Genomic DNA, 1,460 nt, shown 5'->3' with positions numbered 1-1,460 from the left:
CCACGCCGGCCGACGCCGCCGCCGCGGCACCGCGCGAGGCGACCGGCAACACCCAGCCCGGCGGCCGCAGCGGCTTCACGGCCAGCCAGCAGGCGATCGCCACCATCCCGGGCATCCCGGAGGCGCGCTTCTGGGGCGACTCCGAGGCCGACTATCTGCGCATCCTGGGCGGCATCGGCGGCGACTGGCTGGCGCTGTCGGCCGGCGGCGAGGACTCCGGCTTCGGCGCCGGCCTGCTGACCGGCCTGTCCCAGAGCGGCCGCCGTCCCGACTACACGGTGGTGACCGGGGTCAGCTCCGGCGCCCTGCTCGCCCCCTTCGTGTTCCTCGGCTCCTCGCGCGACGCCGAGATGCGCGACAACTTCATGGCGCTGAACGCAGCCGAGGTGTTCGAGGATCACCGCACGCCGGAGAGCCTGCTCGACACCTGGCCGCTGCGCGACTTCATCAAGAAGCGCATCACGCCGGAGCTGATCGCCGCGGTCGCGGCCGAGCACAAGCGCGGCCGCCGGCTGATCGTGCTCACCGCCAATCTCGACGCGGCGCGGCCGGTCGCCTGGAACATGGGCGCCATCGCGGCCGCCGGAACCGAGGCCTCGGCGAAGCTCTTCCGCGACGTGCTGGTCGCCTCCAGCGCGATCCCGGGCCTGTTCCCGCCGATGATGATCGAGAGCGAGACGGGCGGACAGCGACTCCAGGAGATGCATGTCGACGGCGGCCTCGCCGCCACCATCTATGCCGCGCCCGACACGATGCTGCTCGCCACCTCGACCCAGCGGCTGCCGATGAGCACGCTCACCATCATCGTCAACGGCAAGCTGATGTCGGAATTTTCGGTGACGGACCGCAGCCTGGTCGCCGTGCTGGGGCGCTCGCTGTCGGTCGGCGTCAAGCGCGGCAGCCGCTCCACCGCCGTGCTGGCGTCCGGCGCGGCGCGGCGCAGCGGCATCCCGTTCAACCTCGCCTTCGTCGACCAGAGCTTCAATTATCCGAGCCGCGGCATGTTCGACGCCGCCTACATGAAGGCGCTGTTCGAGAGCGGCCTGGCGCAGGGCAAGAGCGCCGCCCCGTTCGTGTCGGCCGTGCCGGGAACGCCGGGCGCCGAGGATGCGCCGCAGGCGCAGGGCAAGCCGGTCGAGGGCCGCACCACCGAGGGCTCGGCCGCCGCCGGCGGCAGCTCCGCCCAGTAAGCGCGGCGGCGGGATCGAACGCGCAGCGGGCCCCAAAAACGCGAACAGCTCGACACTGGATGTGCCGAGCTGATCTCGCGTCAGACAGCGCGGGTTGCGTGGACCCGGTGCCCGCCCAATAGACGCCGCACCTCTTAACGGGATCTTTCCGCGATCTCACGGCAGCCGCGGCGGGTCGCCACGGCGGGCGCGCCAAGCCGCTGGCAGACAGCGGAAAAGCGGCCGGGCTGCGGCGCGGCGCCGCGGGCTGCGGCGGGCTGCCGCAGGCGC

At 72.8% G+C, this 1,460-nt stretch carries 1 protein-coding gene; it reads left to right on the top strand.

Annotated elements, in window-relative coordinates; translation table 11 throughout:
• On the top strand, window positions 1-1,190 hold a 1,190-nt coding region (locus CH341_RS31205; RefSeq protein WP_111423568.1), incomplete at its 5' end, for a patatin-like phospholipase family protein.
• Window positions 1,191-1,460: the final 270 nt, after the last annotated feature.

Origin of the sequence: Rhodoplanes roseus (genome assembly GCF_003258865.1) — a bacterium.
In the GTDB taxonomy this organism is placed as follows: domain Bacteria; phylum Pseudomonadota; class Alphaproteobacteria; order Rhizobiales; family Xanthobacteraceae; genus Rhodoplanes; species Rhodoplanes roseus.
Note: the sequence above shows the minus strand (reverse complement) of the source record. Positions and strands in the feature narration are given on the sequence as shown.